The sequence below is a fragment of the Acinetobacter sp. YH16052 genome (assembly GCF_013417155.1).
In the GTDB taxonomy this organism is placed as follows: Bacteria; Pseudomonadota; Gammaproteobacteria; order Pseudomonadales; family Moraxellaceae; genus Acinetobacter.
Genome location: NZ_VPEO01000086.1, coordinates 1 through 2,819, shown reverse-complemented (window position 1 = coordinate 2,819; position 2,819 = coordinate 1). Strand labels below are relative to the sequence as shown.

The following is a 2,819-nucleotide window of genomic DNA, read 5'->3' as shown; positions in this document are numbered from 1 at the left end:
GAGATTTTATGTTAAATCTTTTGATATATGGGATGATAATAAGTGAGTTTATATTAAGTTTGTTTGTGGCATGTTTGACAAGAAGTTTTTTGATACCCCAATGGGATTAAAGCAGATTTTGGCTTATGAGCTTTATGTAAATCATGGTCTTTATCAAAGGGAAATAGCTAATTTCTTAGGATGCTCTAACAACACAGTTGCTAATTATGTTAAAAAATTAAAAAAATATGATCATTTAAAAGATTTTAAAGTGACTCTAGAATCAAAATCTAAAGATGTCGAAAATGCCCTAGAAAATATTAAAAGGCACCTTTAGAAGGTGCCTTTTAAGTTTAATCCATTTGATTTAGCATTTTTACTAATGATTTACCGATAGCAAATGCTAAGTTGACTGGAACAGCATTACCAATTTGTTTATAGATTTGGCTAGCTGAACCTTGGAATACCCAATTATCAGGGAAAGTCTGGATTCTTGCATATTCTCTAGTCGTTAAAGGCCTATCTTCACTTGGATGACAACGTTCTGTTTGTTTTTGTGCCGGCGCACAAGTCAATGTTAGACTTGGTTCATCCCATGATAATCGTCTAGCCATACCTGTTTTTCCACCACCTAAGTGAAAACTGCCTTTCATATATTCAATTTGTAGTTCTAGAGGTAGATCTCTCCAGTATCCACCTTCAGGAACATGCGACATAATTTCGGCCTTTCTTTGAGGGTATTTTTGACTTATAGATTCAGGAACATCATCTTCATATAATTCACCAGCTTTGAAAGCATCACGCAGATTTAGAATGCGATGATAGGGAGACGGTTTCTCAAAATTAGCTTGGCCAACTAGATCTTTTCGAACACCAATAATTATAAGACGTTCACGCTTTTGAGGTGTTTTATAAAATAATGCTTTATAAATATCTTTCTCAACAATCTCATAACCTATTTCTTCTAGAATAGAAATAATGGTTTCTAATGTTTTTCCACCATCATTTTCCGCTAATCCCTTTACATTTTCTGCTAAGAAAACTTTAGGTTGAATTTCTTTGATAGCTCTAGCCATCTCAAAAACTAAAGTTCCTCGGATATCTTCAAAACCTAACTGTTTACCAGCATACGAAAAAGGTTGGCATGGGAATCCTCCTGTTAATAAGTCAACTTTTCCTTGTAAATGACGAAAATCAACATTAGCAATATCATCTTCAATTACGTTCCATTCAGGTCTATTAAATCGTAAAGTCTGACATGCAAATTTATCTTTCTCATTTAATAAAATTGATTTGAAGCCAGCTTTTTCTAAACCTAAAGCTAATCCGCCTGCTCCTGCAAATAACTCGACAAGAGAAAATTCTCTAATTGGAGTTATTTTTTCTTGTTCTTTCCATGAGCTATTAAACATTGCAGAAAATTCAGGAAATTGAATTAACTGTTCTTTTTTATATGGTTTTTTGTGGGTTGCAGGATCTAGAATCGGAACAAGTTTTCCATTCTTCGCCCATGATTCAATATTCCTTTTAGAAACTGATAAGACATCAGCAATTGTTTCTGCGGAGAAGCAATCGTCAAAGGAAGTAAGTACATTCATAGGTGCGTTAAGGTTATTACAGAACAAGTCATAAGTTTAACGTGGAAGGAGAGCCAGGTCCACAATTATTTTAGGAGTTTTGATAGTGTCAATGTTTGATAAATATAAGGTTGAAACAGATAAGTCATCTGCAACTTGTTCGGCAGAAAAATTATCTAACTCTTTAGGGATAGCCGTCATGATATGAGTTACAGGTAAAATAGAAGCTTATTTCCCCCCATTTTTATAATGGAGGAGCCACCCCATAAGATCACTTAGATTCTTTATTCGCCATGTTAGAGAGTTCTATAATTTTTTTATCATTAGATAAGTCTTTAATTATAGAATCTAATTCCTCACTAAAATCAGATTCTTCTGCTACTTCATCAATTACGGCTATTAAATCATCATAAAACTCATTATCACCAGTTAATTTTTCCCAAAATTCTCTACCAACAAGCACAATATAGTCATGTTTAGATTCTAAATTCTTATAATGTTGACTAATCTCACTTCTCTCACCATAGACAATTCCAACAACCATATCATTGACTTGTAACGCAAGATTATTTGTTCGAGCTAAATTTTTTACAGCTTTAAAATGTTGATGAATCGTCTCCACATCATCTTTATTTATTGTGTTTGGTCCTGATTTAATCTGACAGTATTTTTTTCTACCATCTTGCTGATCTTCATACTCAATATCAATTCCTAATGTCGTACTGCTAAATGTACCTAATACGTCATTCGTAAAATTTTGAATTGCCCCCCCAAAAGTTGTGTTTATGCTCGTACCTAAAATTCGAGGGTAAATTAATGCTTTAGCCATACTTTCAGGGGAAGCATCTCCAGTTAAAAAATTAGCTAAGTATGTTGCAGTAAAAGGATTTATATTAAATTCAGAGGCTTTTTTTAGTTTTTTGGCATTTCGTAAGTGACTTTCCATAACACTTTTTCGAAACCAATCCTTAGCTTTCACTAAAATCTCTTTTTTTTGTGTTTCTGATAACAACATACATGTCCTTATAAATTGGATTTAATTACTGCTTCTAATTATAAGCTTTTATATATATTTTTAATGTTATCAATATCATTAATGAGCAAAAAAATGCCATCTAAACTTTTTATTGCAACAACACTAAACAATTATGAAGAGACTTCATTTAGACGCAATGATCCCTAATTTATGTCAGCCTGAGCGTACAACATTGCTCAAAACTTAACCCAAGGTTTATCCGCAGAAATTGCGGATAATTTCCGAAG

The 2,819-nt window shown here is 32.9% G+C and carries 3 protein-coding genes; 1 reads left to right on the top strand and 2 read right to left on the bottom strand.

Going from position 1 to position 2,819, the window contains the following annotated elements:
- Positions 1 to 70: 70 nt before the first annotated feature.
- Positions 71 to 316, top strand: coding sequence for a helix-turn-helix domain-containing protein (locus tag FTV42_RS16085; protein WP_179997520.1), 246 nt, complete (start codon positions 71 to 73; stop codon positions 314 to 316).
- A 16-nt stretch (positions 317 to 332) separates the two neighbouring features.
- Here the strand turns inward: FTV42_RS16085 and FTV42_RS16080 are convergent, their stop codons facing one another.
- The gene (locus FTV42_RS16080; protein ID WP_180039194.1) at positions 333 to 1,577 is read right to left on the bottom strand and encodes a DNA cytosine methyltransferase; all 1,245 of its coding nucleotides are present in this window, start codon (positions 1,575 to 1,577) and stop codon (positions 333 to 335) included.
- Between the two features lie 250 nt (positions 1,578 to 1,827).
- A complete protein-coding gene (locus FTV42_RS16075; protein WP_179996769.1) occupies positions 1,828 to 2,571 on the bottom strand; it encodes a PmeII family type II restriction endonuclease in 744 nt (247 codons plus the stop codon).
- Positions 2,572 to 2,819 lie beyond the last annotated feature (248 nt).